The sequence below is a fragment of the Serratia oryzae genome (assembly GCF_001976145.1).
GTDB classification, from domain to species: domain Bacteria; phylum Pseudomonadota; class Gammaproteobacteria; order Enterobacterales; family Enterobacteriaceae; genus Chania; species Chania oryzae.
In genome coordinates this window covers 1-539 of the sequence record NZ_MOXD01000065.1, presented here as the reverse complement: position 1 = coordinate 539, position 539 = coordinate 1, and the positions used below count along the sequence as shown (strand labels likewise).

Annotated in this window: 1 pseudogene; it reads right to left on the bottom strand. The window is 61.6% G+C overall.

The features are described 5' to 3' along the window. Positions 1-539 (bottom strand): annotated as a pseudogene (locus BMI79_RS23905) (hypothetical protein); the annotation flags it as partial.

Sequence of the window (539 nt, the reverse complement as noted above, 5' to 3'; positions counted from 1 at the left end):
GCGGTGACGGAGGCTCCCGATGCAATATGGGTAGTGGCTGACAGACCGCCGTTGGCCGCGCTCAGCGCTAAATCTCCGCCGTTCACGTTCAGCGTGCCCGCCCCGGTCAAGCCGCCAGGGGCGGTCGACGTGCCTCCTGACGACAGGTTCAACGTACCGCCTGCCAGATCGAGCACCCCGGTGTTGGTCAGCAGTCCGCTGCTCAACACGCCCGGATCGAGCGTCACCGTGCCCTGGTTGGTCAGGGCGCCGACCGTCTGGCTGAAGTTATTGGTATTGAAACCGGCACCGCTGGCCACTGTCAGCAATGAGGTGGCACCAAAGGCATTGTTGCTCCCCAGCAGCACATCGCCGCCGCTTATCGTGGTGCTACCGGTGTAGTTGTTCTGGCTGTTGGTGACGGTCAGAGCCCCGTTGCTGGCATCAAAGGCAACGCCGCCCACCCCGGTCAGTTGCGCAGTCAGATTTTTGTTGGAATCCGGGCTGACATCGGTGGCAATAATCAGGGCATTAGGATTGTCCAGCAGCAGGTTAATCGC